Source organism: Streptococcus penaeicida (assembly GCF_002887775.1).
Taxonomy (GTDB): domain Bacteria; phylum Bacillota; class Bacilli; order Lactobacillales; family Streptococcaceae; genus Streptococcus; species Streptococcus penaeicida.
Map to the genome: position 1 here is coordinate 1 of NZ_LOCM01000089.1, position 238 is coordinate 238.

A 238-nucleotide genomic window follows, 5' to 3' on the forward strand; every position below is an offset into this window, starting at 1 on the left:
TAAGGTGGGATAGATGATTGGGGTGAAGTCGTAACAAGGTAGCCGTATCGGAAGGTGCGGCTGGATCACCTCCTTTCTAAGGAAATGGAAACATTTGGAATTGTCTTATTTAGTTTTGAGAGGTCTTGTGGGGCCTTAGCTCAGCTGGGAGAGCGCCTGCTTTGCACGCAGGAGGTCAGCGGTTCGATCCCGCTAGGCTCCATTATCTAGGATACAAAGAGATGTTCGGCTAGCCGAA

General features: G+C 50.0%; 1 tRNA gene and 1 rRNA gene. Both read left to right on the forward strand.

Going from position 1 to position 238, the window contains the following annotated elements:
• Positions 1-76 (forward strand): 16S ribosomal RNA (locus tag AT575_RS10415); the annotation flags it as partial.
• 53 nt (positions 77-129) lie between these two features.
• Positions 130-202, forward strand: a tRNA-Ala gene (locus AT575_RS10420).
• Positions 203-238 lie beyond the last annotated feature (36 nt).